This is a genomic window from Dyella sp. (genome assembly GCF_036746095.1).
Classification (GTDB): domain Bacteria; phylum Pseudomonadota; class Gammaproteobacteria; order Xanthomonadales; family Rhodanobacteraceae; genus Dyella_B.
The window spans coordinates 61921-80034 of the sequence record NZ_DAIOEU010000006.1 but is presented as its reverse complement, the minus strand read 5'-3'; the positions used below and the strand labels follow the sequence as shown (position 1 = coordinate 80034).

At 61.1% G+C, this 18114-nt stretch carries 16 protein-coding genes; 14 read left to right on the top strand and 2 right to left on the bottom strand.

The window, feature by feature from the left end:
• Positions 1–36 precede the first annotated feature (36 nt).
• From V7M64_RS04760 to V7M64_RS04745, 4 genes are all read left to right on the top strand, one after another.
• Positions 37–477 (top strand): hotdog fold thioesterase, encoded by a 441-nt coding sequence (locus tag V7M64_RS04760; protein ID WP_333677416.1) that lies wholly within the window; start codon positions 37–39, stop codon positions 475–477.
• Positions 478–479: 2 nt separating this feature from the next.
• Positions 480–1427: a serine/threonine protein kinase gene (locus V7M64_RS04755; protein ID WP_333677473.1), complete on the top strand. Its 948-nt coding sequence runs from the start codon at positions 480–482 to the stop codon at positions 1425–1427.
• A gap of 23 nt (positions 1428–1450) precedes the next feature.
• Positions 1451–1882: a hypothetical protein gene (locus V7M64_RS04750; RefSeq protein ID WP_333677415.1), complete on the top strand. Its 432-nt coding sequence runs from the start codon at positions 1451–1453 to the stop codon at positions 1880–1882.
• Positions 1883–2000: 118 nt separating this feature from the next.
• Complete coding sequence (locus V7M64_RS04745) at positions 2001–3173, top strand: class I SAM-dependent rRNA methyltransferase (RefSeq protein WP_333677414.1); 1173 nt, start codon at positions 2001–2003, stop codon at positions 3171–3173.
• A 6-nt stretch (positions 3174–3179) separates the two neighbouring features.
• Here V7M64_RS04745 and V7M64_RS04740 read toward each other — a convergent pair whose 3' ends face one another.
• A complete protein-coding gene (locus V7M64_RS04740) occupies positions 3180–3815 on the bottom strand; it encodes a Pr6Pr family membrane protein (RefSeq protein WP_333677413.1) in 636 nt (211 codons plus the stop codon).
• A gap of 104 nt (positions 3816–3919) precedes the next feature.
• Between V7M64_RS04740 and rmuC the strand changes: the two genes are divergently transcribed.
• Positions 3920–5278, top strand: a complete 1359-nt coding sequence (gene rmuC, locus V7M64_RS04735; protein WP_333677410.1) for a DNA recombination protein RmuC — start codon at positions 3920–3922, stop codon at positions 5276–5278.
• Between the two features lie 148 nt (positions 5279–5426).
• Here the strand turns inward: rmuC and V7M64_RS04730 are convergent, their stop codons facing one another.
• Positions 5427–6242 (bottom strand): shikimate 5-dehydrogenase, encoded by an 816-nt coding sequence (locus V7M64_RS04730; RefSeq protein WP_333677409.1) that lies wholly within the window; start codon positions 6240–6242, stop codon positions 5427–5429.
• A gap of 95 nt (positions 6243–6337) precedes the next feature.
• Between V7M64_RS04730 and folE the strand changes: the two genes are divergently transcribed.
• From folE to V7M64_RS04685, 9 genes are all read left to right on the top strand, one after another.
• Entirely contained in the window at positions 6338–6937 is a 600-nt protein-coding gene (gene folE / locus V7M64_RS04725) for a GTP cyclohydrolase I FolE (protein ID WP_333677408.1), read from the top strand.
• On the top strand, positions 6937–7263 hold the full coding sequence (locus tag V7M64_RS04720; protein WP_333677406.1) for a hypothetical protein: 327 nt from the start codon (positions 6937–6939) through the stop codon (positions 7261–7263). Before folE ends, V7M64_RS04720 begins: the two co-directional genes overlap by 1 nt.
• 134 nt (positions 7264–7397) lie before the next feature.
• Entirely contained in the window at positions 7398–8744 is a 1347-nt protein-coding gene (locus V7M64_RS04715; RefSeq protein WP_333677404.1) for a TCR/Tet family MFS transporter, read from the top strand.
• The gene (locus tag V7M64_RS04710) at positions 8741–9247 is read left to right on the top strand and encodes a DUF1993 domain-containing protein (protein WP_333677403.1); all 507 of its coding nucleotides are present in this window, start codon (positions 8741–8743) and stop codon (positions 9245–9247) included. The genes V7M64_RS04715 and V7M64_RS04710 overlap by 4 nt, the downstream gene beginning before the upstream one ends.
• Positions 9248–9640: 393 nt before the next feature.
• Complete coding sequence (locus V7M64_RS04705) at positions 9641–12673, top strand: TonB-dependent receptor (protein ID WP_333677402.1); 3033 nt, start codon at positions 9641–9643, stop codon at positions 12671–12673.
• Positions 12674–12808: 135 nt separating this feature from the next.
• Entirely contained in the window at positions 12809–13462 is a 654-nt protein-coding gene (locus V7M64_RS04700; RefSeq protein ID WP_333677401.1) for a DsbA family oxidoreductase, read from the top strand.
• A 234-nt stretch (positions 13463–13696) separates the two neighbouring features.
• Entirely contained in the window at positions 13697–15346 is a 1650-nt protein-coding gene (locus tag V7M64_RS04695) for an NAD(P)/FAD-dependent oxidoreductase (RefSeq protein WP_333677400.1), read from the top strand.
• Complete coding sequence (gene dinG, locus V7M64_RS04690) at positions 15336–17438, top strand: ATP-dependent DNA helicase DinG (RefSeq protein WP_333677399.1); 2103 nt, start codon at positions 15336–15338, stop codon at positions 17436–17438. The genes V7M64_RS04695 and dinG overlap by 11 nt, the downstream gene beginning before the upstream one ends.
• Complete coding sequence (locus tag V7M64_RS04685) at positions 17435–17995, top strand: HutD family protein (RefSeq protein ID WP_333677397.1); 561 nt, start codon at positions 17435–17437, stop codon at positions 17993–17995. The genes dinG and V7M64_RS04685 overlap by 4 nt, the downstream gene beginning before the upstream one ends.
• Positions 17996–18114 lie beyond the last annotated feature (119 nt).

The following is an 18114-nucleotide window of genomic DNA, read 5'->3' as shown; positions in this document are numbered from 1 at the left end:
TTCGCAACCGATATCAATACGGGATATCAATACCCCATGGCCATCTGGAAGCAGGACACCAGTCTCGAACACCTGAACGGCTGGAGCCGCCACACCCTGATGGAAGCACTGGGCATTCGCCTGACCGCCCTCGGCGACGACTGGCTGCAAGGCACGATGCCGGTGGATCACCGCACGCACCAGCCATATGGACTGCTGCACGGCGGCGCCTCGGTAGCCCTGGCCGAAACGCTCGGCAGCACTGCGGCGATGCTCACGCTGGATGCGGAGAAAGAACGCGCGGTCGGGCTGGATATCAACGCCAATCATATGCGCGGCGTTACCAGCGGCAGCGTGACGGGCACGGCGCGTCCACTGCACCTCGGACGATCGACGCAGGTATGGGAAATTCGCATCGAGGATGAAGCCGGCAAGCTGGTATGCATCTCGCGCCTGACGATGGCGGTGGTGCCGGCGACGGCAGTGGGCCCGCGCTGAGCATGCCCGACGAAACACCGTACGCGCGTCTCACCCCCGACCTGGTGCTCGATGCCATCGTTGCCTGCGGGCTATGGCCGGACGGTCGATTGCTGGCGCTGAACAGCTACGAAAACCGGGTATGGCAAGTCGGCCTGGAAGACACCCGGCCGGTGATCGCCAAGTTCTATCGCCCCGGACGCTGGAGCGATGCGGCCATTCTGGAAGAACACGCGTTTGCGCGTGAATTGGCCGACGCCGAACTGCCGCTCGTTGCGCCGCTGTCGTTCGCAGGACGCACGCTGCTGCATCACGACGGGTTTCGCTATACCTTGTCGCCACGACATGGCGGCCGCGCACCATCGCTGGAATCGGCCGATCAATTGGAATGGCTTGGACGCCTGATTGCGCGCATGCACAGCGTTGGTGCGCGCGGCACCTTCGCGCATCGCGGCCGTATCGATCGCGAGACCTTGATCGCACAACCGATGCGGAACGTGCTGGCCTCCACGCTGCTCCCTTCGAGCTCGCATGATCGGTATCGCCATGCCGTCGAGCGCATCGATCGACTGGTCGCGATGCGCTTGGACGCCGTCGGCCCGGTACGCGCACTGCGCCTGCACGGCGATTGCCATCCCGGCAATGTGTTGTGGACCGATGACGGCCCGCACTTCGTGGATCTCGATGACGCGCGCATGGGGCCGGCGGTGCAGGATCTGTGGATGCTGGCCCACGACGAGCGCGCGATGGACGCGCTGCTGGAAGGTTATATGTCGATGCGTGACTTCGATCACGCCGAACTTGCCTTGGTTCCTGCGCTGCGTGCCATGCGGCAAGTGCATTATGCTGGCTGGATCGCCGCGCGCTGGCACGATCCTGCGTTTCCAGCGGCATTTCCGTTCGCCGCCGAACCGCGCTGGTGGGAACAGCACATCACGGACCTGCACGAGCAGGCCGACGAATTCGAATAATTGTTTTTCCTTTGGGGTATTGCATGCGTCAAATCCTGTTTCGCCTGATCGGTATCCTGGAAGTGGCCGGCGGTTTCTACGGCATGGTGCTGCTGTTGCCGGGCTTGCTGGCGTTCGGGCCGTTGCGCAGCGCGGCGATCGGGCTGATCGCGTTCGCGCTCTATGCCTTCGTGCTGGTGGCCGGCGTGCTGCTGCTGGAAAACAGCGAGCGCGGCATTCATCTGTCCAGCATCGCACAGTTGTTGCAGCTGCCGGTGCTCGGCACCCCGATCTTCAGCTACGGACTGCATTGCGGCGGCTACATCAACCTGTTCACCACCATCCATCTGCATCCGGAACTGGCCTGGCATTTCGGCAGCCAGGGGTTGCGGTTGGCGTTTGGCGGGCCGTCGATGTCGTATTTCGGCGTGAATCTGCTGGCGCTGCTGGCGTGGATGGTGCTCAAGTTGCGCTGAGGGTTCTGGGCGAGGCGCGAACCTCAACATTTCTGCTCACCCCTGCATGGCGATGCCGGGGTTTTCGACCCATGTCGCTTCCGTGAGGTTGCTGGGTACAAACCGCTATCATTGCCGGATGAATACCCCCGCCGCCCTCCCCGTTATCCGCCTCAAATCCGACCGCACGCCCGGCCATCCCTGGGTCTGGTCGGCGCAGGTCCATAAGCCCGAATCGCGCCTTCCGCCGGGTAGCGTGGTGGATGTGGTGGATGCGAAAGACCGCTTCGTGGGGCGCGGTTTCTGGAACGGGCATGCGCGCATCGCGCTGCGCCTGCTTACCTGCGACGCAAATGAAACCATTGATGCCGCGTGGATCACCGCACGCATCCAGCGTGCCGTGCAATTGCGGCGGGAGCTGTTGCAGCTCGACACGGTTACCGACGCCTGGCGCGTCGTGCACAGCGAAGGCGATGGGCTGTCCGGGCTGATCGTGGATCGCTACAACGACATCCTGGTGGTGGAGTATTTCGCCGCCGGCATGTGGAAGTTCCGTGATGCCATACATGCCGTGCTGCTGCAGCAGTTTCCCGGCGCGCGCCTGTACTGGTTCGCGGAGACGCACGTGCAGAAGCAGGAATCCTTCGATTGCCGGCCCATGGAAGCGCCCGCACCGGTAGAGGTGCACGAACACGGCCTGCGTTTCCACGCCGCACCCGGTTACGGACATAAAACGGGCTTCTTCGCCGACCAGCGCGAAAATCGCCGCCGCTTTGCCGAACTGGCGCGCGGCCGGCGCGTGCTGGACCTGTGCTGCAATGCCGGTGGTTTTGCGGTGCATGCGATGGCTGGCGGTGCGCGCGAAGCGGTCGGTGTGGATATGGATGCCGGCATTCTCGACATTGCGCGCGCCAATGCCCAGGCCAATCGTCTTTCCATTCGCTTCGAGCAGGCCGACATTTTTGAATGGTTGCGCCAGGCGGTTGCCCACGGCGAACGATACGATGCCGTGATCCTCGATCCGGCCAAACTCACGCGTGATCGCACCAAGGTAATCGATGCGCTGAAGAAATACTTCGCGATGAACCGGCTGGCGCTGGACGTTATTCCACCGGGCGGTTTGTTGCTGACATGCTCCTGCACCGGATTGGTCAGCGAAGCGGATTTCCTGGAAATGCTGCGTCGTGTCGCGCTCAATGCAGGGCGTGAAATCCAGATTCTGGAAGTACGCGGTGCCGGCGCGGATCACCCGGTGCGTACCGATGTGCCGGAAAGCCGTTACCTCAAGGCCATCATCTGCCGCGTGGATTGATTTGGATCACCCCGCTCTTCGCCACAACAGCATCAACCCGTACGACAAGCCCAGGAACGCCGCCAGCAGCACCACGGCATTGCGCAAGACAAGCGCGTAACCCAGCTGGGAAACGTCGATGAAATGATACGGGTAGCGCCCGATCGATGCGCCGCGCACCAGCACGTACGCGAAATAGCCAATCGGGTACAAGCTCCACCAAAGCGGTGACGTCCAGCGCAAGGGTGCATGCCTCAACGCCGTCACGCTGTAGATCACTACAAGCGCTGGCACGACGTAATGCATCACCACATCCGCCACGAGCTGCAGGCCCTGCGGATTCCACACGTGCCGCAGCAACACGAAATAGGCGATACCCACGAAGGCGATGCTGGCCGTGACCCATCCGATCGCCACCGGCCGCACGAAGAAATCCGAGCATGCCGATGACGGCGCCACCAGCGGCCATGTCATCGCTACGCCAACCAGCAGGTTGGTGAGCACGGTGAAATAACCGAGGTAGATCGCCATGCCCCACGCCAAGCTCATACCCATCGCGCCGGTCAGGCGCAGCGACAGATACAGCTGCAAGAACACGCCAAACCAGGCGATAACGGCGATCAGCGCAGCCAGCGGCCGCGCCCTGACGGTTGATGCGTGCACGCAGGCTCCCGTGAATGACATGGCGCGGATACTACCCTGCCCGGAAGTCTCAGCGATTGATACCGCTGCGCGTAAACTGTGCACCTGTAGCCTTGGAATCAGCCATGCCCGTCATCGACATTTCGCTAGCCTTGCTTGTGCTCCTGCTGATCTTGCAGGTGATCGTTCTGCTGCGTGGACGCGGTGATGCCGGCCTGCAGGCACGCCTGGACAGCTTGAAGGACGACCTCCGCCACTTGCGCGAAGCGCTCGCCCAAGAACACCGCGCCGGGCGCAACGAGCAGAACCAGGCCCTGGCACAGTTCGGCCAGCGCCTGGATGCCTTGACCGAACGCACGGATACAGGCCTGCAGACGCTCTCGCAGCGCCTGATCGAAGAGGCGCGCCGCGGCCGCGAAGAACTGGCCAGCACCCTCAAGCAGCTTGGCGACCAGCAGAAGCAGCAGTTGGGAACACTCACTGCCGACAACGAAAAGCGTCTCGGCGAAGTACGCACCACACTGGAAACCAAGCTCACCGCGATCCAGCAGGACAACGCCGCCAAGCTGGAGCAGATGCGCGCCACGGTGGACGAAAAACTGCAATCCACGCTGGAAACGCGACTCGGCCAGTCGTTCAAGCTGGTGTCGGAGCGGTTGGAAGCCGTGCAGCGCGGCCTGGGCGAAATGCAATCGCTGGCCAGCGGCGTGGGCGATCTCAAGCGCGTGCTGAGCAATGTGAAAACGCGCGGCATCCTGGGCGAAATGCAGCTGGCTGCGCTACTGGATCAAATGCTCACGCCCGAGCAGTACGCCGCCAACGTCGCCACCGTGCCGGGTTCTGACGAACGCGTGGAATTCGCCATCCGCCTGCCCGGCGGCGATCGCGACGACCAGGTGTGGCTGCCGATCGACGCGAAATTCCCGCGCGAAGATTACGAACGCCTGCTCGATGCCCAACAAGAGGCAGACGTGGAAGCGATGGAACGCGCCGCCGCCGCGTTGGAACGTCGCGTGCGCGATGAAGCCAGGACCATCCGCGCCAAATACATCGCCCCGCCCACCACCACCGATTTCGCGATCCTGTTCCTGCCTACCGAAGGCCTGTACGCGGAAATCATCCGCCGGCCCGGACTGTTCGACAGCCTGCAACGCGAGCAGCGCGTGATCGTCGCTGGCCCCACCACGCTCTCGGCCATTCTCAACAGCTTGCAGATGGGCTTCCGCACGCTGGCGATCCAGAAGCGCAGCAGCGAAGTGTGGCAGCTGCTGGGTGCGGTGAAGAGCGAGTTCGGCAAGTTCGGCGACGTGCTGACGATGGTGCGCAAGAAACTCGATGAGGCCAGCCGGCATATCGACAAGACCGCGATACGTACGCGCGCGATCGAGCGCAAGCTGCGTGATGTGGAAACGCTGCCGGGGGAACAGGCGCAGCAGTTGTTGGGCGAGTCGATGAGCAGTGACGAGGAAGTGGTGGAGGATTGAAGCCAGTCGCCCTTTAGCGCAGGCCCTCGTCGACCTCCAGGCGGGCAAGTCTTGCTTGTCGTCATTCCGGCTTTCGCCCGAGTGACGGCAAGGCACGAATGGACTTGACCAAAAGCCACGCAGGTATCCCTACCTCATTCTGAAACCATCAACTCAACGCATGCTCTGCCGCACGTGCGATCAACACATCATCCGGCCGCACGCCGGTATACAGCACAAACTGCTCCACCGCCTGCAACACGATCACTTCCGCACCGGTAATCACCGGCTTGCCCAGCGACCGCGCCAGCTTGATCAGCGGTGTTTCCGCCGGCAACGCGACCACGTCGAACACGGCTTTCGCGCGCTCCACAGCGTCTTGCTGGAACGCAAATTGATCGCTTTCGGGCCCTTCCATGCCAATCGGCGTCACGTTGATCAACAGATCGGCTTGCACACTCGACATATCAGGCACCCAACCGAAGCCACTGGTTTGCGCGAGGTTTCGCCCTGTCGTTTCATTGCGCGCCACGACATGTCCTTGCCTGAAGCCGGCATCGCGAAACGCACAAACCACCGCCTTCGCCATGCCACCGCTGCCACGCAAGGCCAGGTGCAAGTCAGTGCCAAGGCCATGCTGTTCGATCAGGCTGCGTACGGCGAGGTAATCGGTGTTGTAGGCACGCAGGTGGCCATCGTCGTTGACGATGGTATTGACGGAAGCGATCGCCGCGGCTGAATCGTCGATGCTGTCGACCAGCGTCATGCATGCCTCCTTGAACGGCATCGATACCGCGCAACCGCGAATGCCCAGGGCACGGATGCCGCCGATCGCGGCGGGAAGGTCGTGCGTGGTGAACGCCTTGTAGACATAGTTCAAGTCCAGCGCTTCGTACAAATAATTCTGGAAGCGCGTGCCGAAGTTGCCCGGACGGCCGGACAGGGACATGCAGAGCCGGGTATCGCGGTTGATGGATCGGGTCATGGGAGTCCTGGTGGGGAGTCAGGCAGGCCCGGAACCCTATCATCTTGACGCGAGCGTTACACTTGGAGGCTCGAATCCGCATCAAGGAAAGCCGCATGAGCGAGCACGAGCCCACCGACGTCACCCGCGAACAAGCCGAAGAGGCGGTGCGCACCCTGCTGCGCTGGGCCGGCGAGAATCCGCAACGCGAAGGCCTGCTCGATACGCCGCGCCGCGTCGTCAAGGCCTATCGCGACTGGTTCAGCGGCTACCAGATCGATCCGGGCGAATACCTGCGGCGCACTTTCGAGGAAGTGGCCGGCTACGACGAAATGGTCGTGCTGCGCGACATCGAATTCGAAAGCCATTGCGAACACCACATGGCGCCGATCATCGGACGCGCGCACGTGGGCTATCTGCCCACCAACCGCGTGGTGGGCATCAGCAAGCTGGCACGCGTAGTAGATGCATACGCGCGCCGCTTCCAGGTACAGGAAAAGATGACCGCCGAAATCGCGCGCTGCATCCAGGAGAACCTCCATCCCGCCGGCGTCGCCGTGGTGGTGGATGCCAGCCACGAATGCATGACCACGCGCGGCGTGCACAAGCGCGGCGTATCGATGGTCACCAGCCAGATGCTTGGCGCCTTTCGCGAGGACGCCCGCACCCGCGCCGAGTTCCTGGATTTCATCGGCATCCACGGCGGCCGGCGCTGATGCGCTTGAACCGGTGGCTTCTGCTGCTGGCGCTGCCTTGCGCGGCGCTTGCGCAGCACACGGCGGCCGGCCTGTTCCAGGCCATGGACAGCAACGGCGACGGGCGCGTCAGCGAGGCCGAATACGTGGCCTACATGAGTGAGGGCTTCCATCGCCGCGATCTCAACCATGATGGCGTGCTGGAACCGGACGAGCTGCCCGGCGGGCACGGCAGGGCAATCGCGCTCAAAACGTGGCAGGACAACCTGCGCGGGGAGTTCCATCGGCTGGACCGCAACCATGACGGGTACCTGAGCCCGCAGGAATTGATGCAGCCGCCACGGTGATGCTTTGAGCCCCTCCCGGAGGGAGCGGGCAGAAGACCCGCGACATTTCCTCCACTTCCCGCCCATGCCAAGCAACACGGCATCGGCTATCGTTGCGGCTTTGGCCCTACACACTGGCGATCCGCGCTCCCCGCATGGACTCTGCACCCTCCGCTCCTCCTTCTCGCCAAAAAGCCGCGTTCGCCTTCATCTTCGTGACGGTGATGCTGGACATGCTGGCCTTCGGCATCATCATCCCGGTACTGCCGCACCTGATCGTGGAATTGATCGGCGGCAGCATGGCGCAGGCAGCCGTATGGGTGGGTGCGATCAGCACCACCTTCATGCTGATGCAATTCATCTTCTCGCCGGTGCAAGGCACCTTGTCGGATCGCTTCGGCCGTCGCACGGTGATCCTGATCTCCAGCTTTGGCCTGGGGGTCGATTTCATCGTGATCGCACTGGCGCCGACGGTATGGCTGTTGTTCGTGGGGCGCCTGGTATCGGGCATCTGCGCGGCGAGCTTCTCCACCGCCAACGCCTACATTGCCGACATCGTGCCGCGGGAAAAACGCGCCGCGGCCTACGGTGCATTGGGCGCGGCGTTTGCCATCGGCTTCATTACCGGTCCCGCGCTGGGTGGCCTGCTTGGCCACCTCAACATCCGGCTGCCGTTCTGGGTGGCAGCCGGGCTTTCATTGATCAACTTCTGCTACGGCTTCTTCGTGCTGCCGGAATCGCTGCCGCCGGAACGCCGCAGCAAGCGCTTCGATTGGAGCCATGCCAATCCGTTCGGCGCACTCGTGCTGTTGCGGCGCTATCCGCAAGTCTTCGCGCTGGCCTCGGTGTATTTCCTGATCAACCTGGCGCAGTTCTCGCTCAACTCCACCTATGTGCTCTACGCCGATTACCGCTACGGCTGGGGCACGCAGGCAGTGGGATACACGCTCGCCTTCGTCGGCCTTTGCAGCGGTATCGTGCAGGCCGTGCTGGTGCGCCGCTTGATGCCGAAACTCGGCGAGCGGCGCCTGATCATGATCGGCCTGCCGCTATGCGTGGTCGGCTATCTGTTCTTCGGCTTTTCGCCGGTGGGGTGGATGTTCCTGGTGGGCATTCCGTTCCTCTGCCTTGGCGGGCTCTCCGGGCCGCCGGCACAGGCGCTGATGACCCAGCAAGTGGATCCGCACGAACAAGGGCGCCTGCAAGGTGCGTTGAGCAGCCTGGCGAGCCTGGCCGGCATCTTCGGCCCGGCGCTGTTCGCCAACCTGTTCGGGTTGTTCATCAGCAACCACGCCCCCATGCATCTGCCTGGCATCGCTTTCGTGCTGGCCGCGGTGTTGCTTGCCGCCGCGACCGTCATTGCCGGCTATGCGATCCGCCATGTTCATCCCACGCAACCGTCGGACGCGCAGCCAGCGCCGTCGCCTAGCGAACTGTCACCCGTAGCTGACGTATGTACGCACGATCATCTCCCGCATCATCAACCGGAGTCATCCCCATGAGTCTCTCGATGTACCAAGCCTCCGTACCGCTGTTCGTACGCGCACTGACCAACCTCAACCACGTGCTCAAGCTCGGCGAAAAACACGCCAAGGAAAAGAACGTGGAAGGTTCGGTAATGCTGCAAACCCGCCTCATCCCCGACATGCTGCCACTGGTCAAGCAGGTGCAGATCGCCACCGACATGGCCAAGAACGGCACCGCGCGCCTGGCCGGCGTCGATCCGCTGAAGTTCGAAGACAACGAAACCTCGTTCGACGAACTCTATTCGCGCATCGAACGCGCGATCGACTACATCAAGAGCTTCAAGCCCGAGCAGGTGGACGGCAGCGAAACGCGCGCCATCACCATCAAGTCGCGCAATGGCGAACAGCATTTTGAAGGACAGGCTTATTTGCTGCACTTCGTGATTCCGAATTTGTTCTTTCATTGCACGACGGCGTACGCGATCCTGCGTGAGGCTGGTACGCATATCGGCAAGCAGGATTTCATCGGCAAGCAGTGAACCTGCTCTTTTTGCGAACAGGGCGATGTTGTCGCCCTGTTCTTTATCCCCAAGCTGTCGCACCGCTTTCCCGACACGCTGATTGATCTCCCTCTGACCGATCTCACTCTAGTACGCGTACGTGCTGCATTGCGCGTATCCGCTTTATCGGTCAACTTCAATCGCATTGAAGTCATCCCTCACATCAAATTAAGCGCTATCCGATTGTTACCAAATCGTTGTCAGCTAATTTGATCGCTGCGGTTCGCAAAGAACGTCCCGCCTTAAGGGGCTGAACCGTACACGCGCGACTGTCGCACCTAGGCCATGTACCACGGGCGTGACCTTCGCACTTTGTCATGCGCCGACTCTTGCACCGTTAACGATGGACGGCGACTCCAGGGAGAGATCAACTTGAAAGCGAGAAATACCTTTAATTATTCATTGCTGGTGTTGGCATGCGCTGCTGCGTTGGCCAACACGGATGTACTTGCGCAATCCACCACCGGCACCATCACGGGTCAGGCACAGGCAGGCGCAACGGTTACCGCCACAAGTAACACCGGCGTGATGCGCAGGACCACCGTGGACAATTCCGGGCACTTCAACATCACCAGCCTTCCTGTTGGCAATTACACAGTTACACTCCAGCACGAAGGCACCGTAGTCGCCACGCGCAACGACGTACAAGTTGTAGTGAACTCAAGCGCCGATGCTTCATTCATCGCATCCGGCAACAAATCGCTGGAAACCATTTCTGTAACCGCCAATGCCATTGCCCCCATCGACGTGACCACAGTCGATTCGCGCACCGTCATTACCGCTAAAGATCTCGACAAACTCCCTCTCGCGCGCAATGCAGAAGCCATCGCCATGCTCGCGCCTGGCGTTGTTGCCGGTAGTGGCTACTTCTCTGGCCCCACCGGCAACGCGCTAGTGTCGTTTGGAGGCGCTTCCGTTTCCGAGAACGCCTATTACATCAATGGCTACAACACCACCGACCCTCTCAATGGCCTTGGCGGCATAGGGCTACCTTATGGAGCCATCGATCAGCAAGAAATTTTTACCGGGGGCTATAGCGCCAAATACGGTCGCTCGACCGGCGGCGTAATCAATCAAATCGGCAAACGCGGCACCAACGAATGGCATTTCGGTGTCCAGGCTCAATGGGCGCCTAGTTCCCTTGCCTCCGATCCCCGGAATACCTACTACCCCGACGCTGCGCTGCCTGAAAATTACGGTTACGACAATCCAAATCTCCCGGGAACGATCAATCGTTCACGCAAAGACAATAAGAGCACTGTGACCACTTACGACGCTTATCTAGGCGGGCCGCTGATCAAAGACAAACTGTTTCTGTTCGCAGCCGTGGAAGCACAAAAGCAGGATAGTAGAGCGACATCCAGCATCGCTGCCTCGCAGCCTTTCGTTAACAACTACAGCTACACAACGCCCAAGCACTACGTCAAGCTGGATTGGAACATCAATGACAGCAACATCCTTGAACTGACCAACATTTCCAACAAAAACTCGTACAACAGCAATGAGTACGCATACAGCTATGCAACCGGCGCGAAGGGCGAACTGATCGGCCACGACTTGGAGACCAAAACGGGATCCGACATATATATCGGAAAGTTCACCAGCTACCTCACCGATGATCTGACGTTTTCAGCAACCTACGGCATCAACAGGGCCATCGATTTCAGCCAGATCCCAGGCGTGGACCCCACTCTTCCATATCTCAAAAGCGTACAGAGCCAGGACCCTGGCATCACAGGCGGCCAGCCTATTGGCAACAACAATAACGTTGGCTACATAACACCGCCTAACGCAAGATATCAAAGTCGCGGCCTACGACTCGATCTGGAGTACAAACTTGGCGATCACTTGCTGTCCGCAGGCATCGACAATATTAGTAGCTCGGCCACCGACGAAGGCCAGCAAGCCTCCGGCCCTGGTTACTGGTGGATTTATGGCAAATCGGCGAATCCAAATACTCCGATTAGCTCGCACTTTGGCATAGGTGCACCGGGCGGCGAAGGCTATTACGTATCTAGATACGTAAACAGCAATGCAACCAATATGTCGGTTGAGCAAAAAGCTCAGTACATCGAGGATCAATGGCAAATCAATGACCGTTGGCTGTTGAACATCGGCCTTCGCAACGATCAATTCACCAACTACAACAATGCCCACCAGGCCTTCGTGCACAACACGAACCAATGGGCTCCTCGCCTTGGCTTCAGCTGGGATGTGTTCGGTGACTCCACCTTCAAGCTCTTTGGCAACCTCGGCCGCTACTATCTCGCCCTACCCAATAGCGTAGCGATTCGCGCGGCTTCTGCGTCCACGATGACCTATGAATATTTCACCTATACGGGCATCGACTCCGCGACAGGGGCTCCGACCGGCCTGAAGCCTCTTGGGCCGGTTTTTTCGCCCAATGGCGAATTTGGACAGGCTCCGGATCCCAAGACAGTAACGGCCACAGATCTACGCTCACAGTATCAAGATGAAGCCATTCTTGGGTTCAACAAAATGCTAGGTGAGCACTGGGTATACGGCGCAAAAATCACGATGCGAAAATTGCAGGCTGCCATCGACGATGTTTGCGACGTAGATGCCTTGGCAACCAAAGCCATCGCACAGGGCATCGATCCAGACAGCGTAGCGTTCCCTTCCGGTTGTTTGATTTTCAACCCAGGGAGAACCAATACATTCTTGCTCCCAAACGCTGACGGCAACGGATATTCCCAAGTCACCATGAGCAACCACGATTGGGGCTTCAACAACGGTGCGAAACGCAAATATTACGCGCTGGACATGTTCCTGGAACATCCATTCGACGGTAAGTGGCAGGGTCGCCTCGACTACACCTTCTCGCGCAACTATGGCAATACGGAAGGTCAAGTGCTGTCGACTGTCGGCCAGGAGGATATTTCCAAAACGCAGGACTGGGATTATTGGCAGCTGATGGAAGCCAGCAACGGTGTGTTGTCCAACGATCGAACACACCAGTTCAAGGCGTACGGTGCCTATCAAATCAATCCCGAATGGATGGTGTCCGGTTCATTGCAGGTCGCATCCGGCGCGCCCAAGGTCTGCATGGGCTATTACGCAGGGCCAGGAAGCGATCTAGACAATGATCCGGCGGGTTACGGCTCCTCCTATCACTACTGCAATGGCAAGGCCACGTCGCTGGGTAGTTTTGGTCGCCTGCCATGGACAAAGACCGTCAACCTAGGTGTAACGTACCGTCCTTTGTTCGTAGACAAGAAGCTGGCGCTCAATCTCGACATTTTCAATGTATTGAACGAACGGCGACCCACAGCGTTGGATGCCACGTATGAGACCGTCTCCGGCACGGTTTCCAACACATACGGAATGCCTCTATATATGCAAACGCCAAGGTATGTCCGCCTTTCAGCTTCATACGATTGGTAACCGGTTGGCGTATTGGGGGGCAAACGGGGTCGGCAGTGCCGACTCCGTTTTTTTATCCCCAATCAACATCACCATTGATTTGATGCAAAGCGTCCTTATCCACGGGTGTGCCCGCTACTCCTATCGGAATATGTAATGACCACTCCCACCCATCTCAAAATCGACTTCGTCTCCGATGTCGTCTGCCCGTGGTGCGCCATCGGCCTCAAATCGCTGGAACAGGCACTACAGCGACTCGATGGCGAGGTAGTGGCCGATCTGCATTTCCAGCCCTTCGAACTGAATCCGCAGATGGGGCCGGAAGGCGAAAACGTGGCCGAGCACCTGGCGCACAAGTACGGCAGCACGCCGGAGCAGATGGCGAAGAACCAGGAGGGCATCCGCCAGCGCGGGGCCAGCCTTGGCTTTGTGTTCGACATGGACAAGCGCAGCCGCATCTACAACACCTTCGACGCGCATCGCCTGCTGCATTGGGCGGAATTGGAAGGCAAGCAGCCGGCGCTGAAGCTGGCTTTGCTGGAGACGTACTTCAGCAAGGGCGAGAACGTCAGTTCCCACGACGTGCTGGTGCGGGTGGCCAGCGAAGTCGGGCTGGATATCACGCAGGCACGCAAGGTATTGGCGGAGAACCGCTATGCGGATGAGGTGCGCCAGCAGGAGCAGTTCTTCCAGTCGCAAGGCATCCGGGCGGTGCCGTCGGTGATCATCAATGGGAAATATCTGGTCCAGGGTGGACAGCCGCCGGAGGTGTTCGAGCAGACGCTGCGGCAGGTGGCCGCCGAGGGGTGAACCCGCGTAAGGGGCGGCGACCGGCGCGGGATTGCGGGGCTTCGCATTCGCTCATCCAGCCCAGGAGCGCGGTGGGCTGCAAGTAGTCTGGGGTGCAAATCCCGGCTTGCGGAGCGCTGCGGGGATTTCATTTCAGCCTGCAAAGCCCCGACGTGGCGCGGGAAAAGCCATATAAAGCGGCGCGACGCGGTCAGCTTTGCGACAATAGCCTGCCGTTTATCCCGCCCTGCCCGCATGCTGCGACTCACCGACATCAAGCTGCCCCTGGATCACCCCGAGGAAGCGCTGGCCGCGGCCATCCGCGCCAAGCTGCATGTCGGCGCCGCCGCCATTCGTGGCTATAGCGTGTTTCGCCGCGGCCATGACGCCCGCAAGCGCGGGGCGATCCAGCTGATCTACACGCTGGATGTGGATGTGGCTGACGAAGCCACGCTGCTGGCGCGTTTTGCGGACGATCCGCATGTGCGCCCCACACCGGATACGAACTACCACTTCGTAACGAAGGCCCCGGCCACGCTGGAACACCGGCCGGTGGTGATCGGCCTGGGTCCATGCGGGCTGTTCGCCGGCTTGGTGCTGGCGCAGATGGGCTTTCGGCCGATCATCCTGGAACGCGGCAAGGCCGTACGCGAGCGCACCAAGGACACCTGGGACCTGTGGCGCAAGCGCAACCTGCACCCGGAGTCGAACGTGCAGTTCGGCGAGGGCGGCGCTGGTACGTTTTCCGACGGCAAGCTGTACAGCCAGATTTCCGATCCCAAGCATTACGGCCGCAAGGTACTGACGGAATTCGTGAAGGCTGGCGCGCCGGAAGAAATCATCTATGTGAGCAAGCCGCACATCGGCACCTTCCGCCTCGTGACGATGGTCGAGAACATGCGCAACACCATCGAAGCGCTGGGCGGGGAAATCCGTTTCCAGCAGCGCGTGGATGATCTGCTGGTCGATACCGATGCGGAAGGCACACGCCACGTGCGCGGTGTCGCGTTGTCGAACGGCGAGCAGATTCGCACCGATCATGTCGTACTGGCGCTCGGCCACAGCGCACGCGACACCTTCGAGATGCTGCACAGACGCGGCGTGTACCTGGAAGCCAAGCCGTTCTCGATCGGCTTTCGCGTGGAGCATCCGCAGTCGATCATCGATCGCGCGCGCTTCGGCCCGCAGGCCGGCCATCCGTTACTTGGCGCCGCGGATTACAAACTGGTGCACCACTGCCGCAATGGCCGCTCGGTATACAGCTTCTGCATGTGTCCGGGCGGCACGGTGGTGGCGGCCACCAGTGAGCCGGGGCGTGTGGTAACCAATGGCATGAGCCAGTATTCGCGCAACGAACGCAATGCGAATGCGGCGATCGTGGTGGGCATCGAGCCCAGCGACTTCACCCCGTATGACGATAGCGGCAGCCCGCTGGCCGGCATCACATTGCAACGCCATCTGGAAAGCCGCGCATTCGAGCTGGGTGGCGGCACGTACGAAGCGCCAGGCCAACTGCTGGGCGATTTTCTCGCCGGCAACGCATCCACGGCACTGGGCGAGGTGCAGCCTTCGTACAAGCCCGGCGTACACCTGACGGATCTGGCGCCCGCGTTGCCGGATTACGCAATAGCAGCCATTCGCGAGGCGATGCCAGCCTTCGATCGCAAGATCAAGGGCTTCGCACGGCCCGATGCGATCTTTACCGGCGTGGAAACACGCACCTCGTCGCCGGTGCGCATTCGCCGCGACGATGAAAGCTTGCAGAGCCTCAACACGCGCGGCCTGTTTCCGGCCGGCGAAGGCGCCGGTTATGCAGGCGGCATTCTTTCGGCCGGTGTCGACGGCATTCGCATCGCCGAAGCCGTCGCACTGAGCATCACGCGCCAGGAAGCCCATGCTTACTGACGAACTCAAGGACCGCATTCGCGACGCCTATGCCCGCATGAAAGAAGGCCTGCCGGGTTTTCGTGCGCGCGCAGCGCAAACGCGCATGATTGCCGAGGTCGCCAAGGCATTGGCGCAAGCAGGTGGCGCGGCAGTGATCGAAGCACCCACCGGCACCGGTAAATCGATGGCCTATCTCATTGCCGGCGTGGAAGCGGCGAAGGCCTTGAAGAAGAAGCTGCTGATCGCCACCGCCACCGTCGCGCTGCAGGAACAGCTGGTGGAGCGCGATATCCCGCTGTTCCTGAAACTCTACGGCCGCGAGATGAAAGTGGCGCTGGCCAAGGGGCGCGGCCGCTACGTGTGCCCACGCAACCTGCGCATGGCGGGCAGCAGCGTGGCCGAAAGCGCACAGATGGGTTTGGGCCTGGATGCCGATCTCGCGTTGTGGAGCAAGCCGCCGGCCGAGCGCGACAAGCAGGTATTGCGCAAGCTTACCGACGCCTTCGATCGCAACGAATGGAACGGCGACATGGATGCCGCGCCTGAAACGCCCGGCGACATGTTGCGCGGCATGATCACCACCAGCACGGGCGGTTGCACCGGCCGCCGCTGCGCGTACTTCATGCTCTGCCCGTTCTTCGCGGCGCGTCGTGCCGCGGCGGATGCCGACATCATCGTCGCCAACCAGGACCTGGTGCTGGCCGATCTCACGCTGTCCAGCGGCGAAGAAAGCTGGGGCGGCGTGTTCCTGCCCAAGCCGGAAGAAACGCTGTACGTGTTCGACGAAGCGCATCACATGCCCGCCAAGACCATCGACCGCGGCGCGTCGGAAGTGGCGCTCAACTTCGCCGTGCGCCAGATCAGCCGACTCGGCCGACAAGTGCACGCGGCTTATTCGCTGACCGACAAAGAAGTGATCGGCAAGCTCACCCTCGATGCCGGCGACGAAAAACTGCAGGAGCTGAGCGACGCGCTGGAAGCGCTGGAAAAAGAGATTCGCCAATCGTGGCTGCCCGATCCGGCGGAAGCCGAACCGGTCTATCGCGGCTCGCTGGGTCAGTTGCCGGACAACTGGGTGCATCACGCCACGCTGCTCTACATTACCAGCAGCGAGGTGCAGCGCTGGCTGACCGCCGTGCGGCGCACCGTCACCGAGATGAGCGAAGGCGGCCCGACGCAGGAAGCGTTGTCGCGCGAATTGGGCATGGCCATGGAGCGCATCGATCGCCAGGTGCGCACGTGGCGCGCATGGTCCAGTGATGATCCGGAACATGCACCGCCACTTGCGCGCTGGGTCACGCTATCCAACGACCAGCAATTGGTTTGTCATGCGTCGGCCGTTTCCGCCGGGGCACTGTTGCGCAGCATTCTCTGGGACAACGCCAGCGCCGCCGTGATGACGTCCGCCACCTTGAGCGTAGGCGGCAACTTCCGCGGCTTTGCCGATGCCGTGGGGTTGCCGGACGATGCGGTGACGGTGAGCCTGCCTTCGCCGTTCGATCTTGGCGCCCAAGCGCGCCTGGAAATACCGGCCCTGTCCGCCTTGCCCGATGCACGCGAACAACACGCACAGGAAATCACCGACTGGCTGGCTGACAACCTGGATTGGAATGCCGGCAACCTGGTGCTGTTCACCTCGCGCGCAAAGCTGGAACGCGTGCTGCAACGCCTGCCGATCGACAAGGTGCGCAAAGTGCGCGCGCAAGGTTCGTTGGGCAAAACGCAATTGATTGCCGAACACGTTCAAGCCGTCGAAGCAGGCAAGGGCAGCACCTTGTTTGGCCTGGCGTCTTTCGGCGAAGGCTTGGATTTGCCCGGCAAGTTGTGCGAGACAGTGGTGATCACGCAATTGCCTTTCGCCGTGCCGACCGACCCCGTCGGCGCCACGTATGCCGAGTGGCTGGAATCGCGCGGACGCAACCCCTTCATGGAAGTCGCCGTGCCTGAAGCCACACGGCTATTGATTCAATATTGCGGCCGCCTGATCCGCAGCGAAACCGATCGCGGCCGGATCGTGCTGCTGGATCGCCGTGTCATTACGCGGCAATACGGCAGCCAGATGCTTAAAGCCCTGCCCCCTTTCCAACGCGTGATCGAGCGTACCGCATGAGCATCATCCGCCTGCGTGATTGTGCGGCCGTGCCGTGGAAGAACGGCATGGGGCGTACGCGCGAATTGGCCGTCTATCCGGCTGGCGCAAGCATGGACGACTTTGCGTGGCGTATCAGCGTGGCGGAGGTGGATAGCGCCGCGCCGTTTTCGGCCTTCGATGGCGTCGATCGCACCATTGCGCTGCTGGAAGGCGCCGGCTTCACGATGACGCTGGACGATGGCCGCAGCCATGCGCTTACGACGCCGTTCGCGCCCTTTGCGTTTGCAGGCGAATCGAAAGTGACGATTGCGCTGCATGGCGGTGCGACGCGTGACCTGAACCTGATGCTGCGGCGGTCGAAGGCGCGCGGTGAATTGGTGACCTGGGAAGATCCCGGCCGCCAAGTGGTGGATGATGCGGTGGCGCTGATCTACTGCGCGCGTGGGCATATCGATACGTCGGATGGACGCATGCAGGCGGGCGATGCCTGGTTGCCAACGCCATTGACGGGGCGTGTGACGTTGGATGACGGGGCATTGGCACTTGTGGCGAGGGTGGAATTGCTGGGAGATTAAGCGCGCGGCAACGCCTTGCTCGTCATTCCGGCGAAGGCCGGAATCCAGTTGAAAATGACGTGCGTAGCACACGACATATAGGGTTTTGAGTGCTTCGCACGGCGTGTTTAAACTGGATT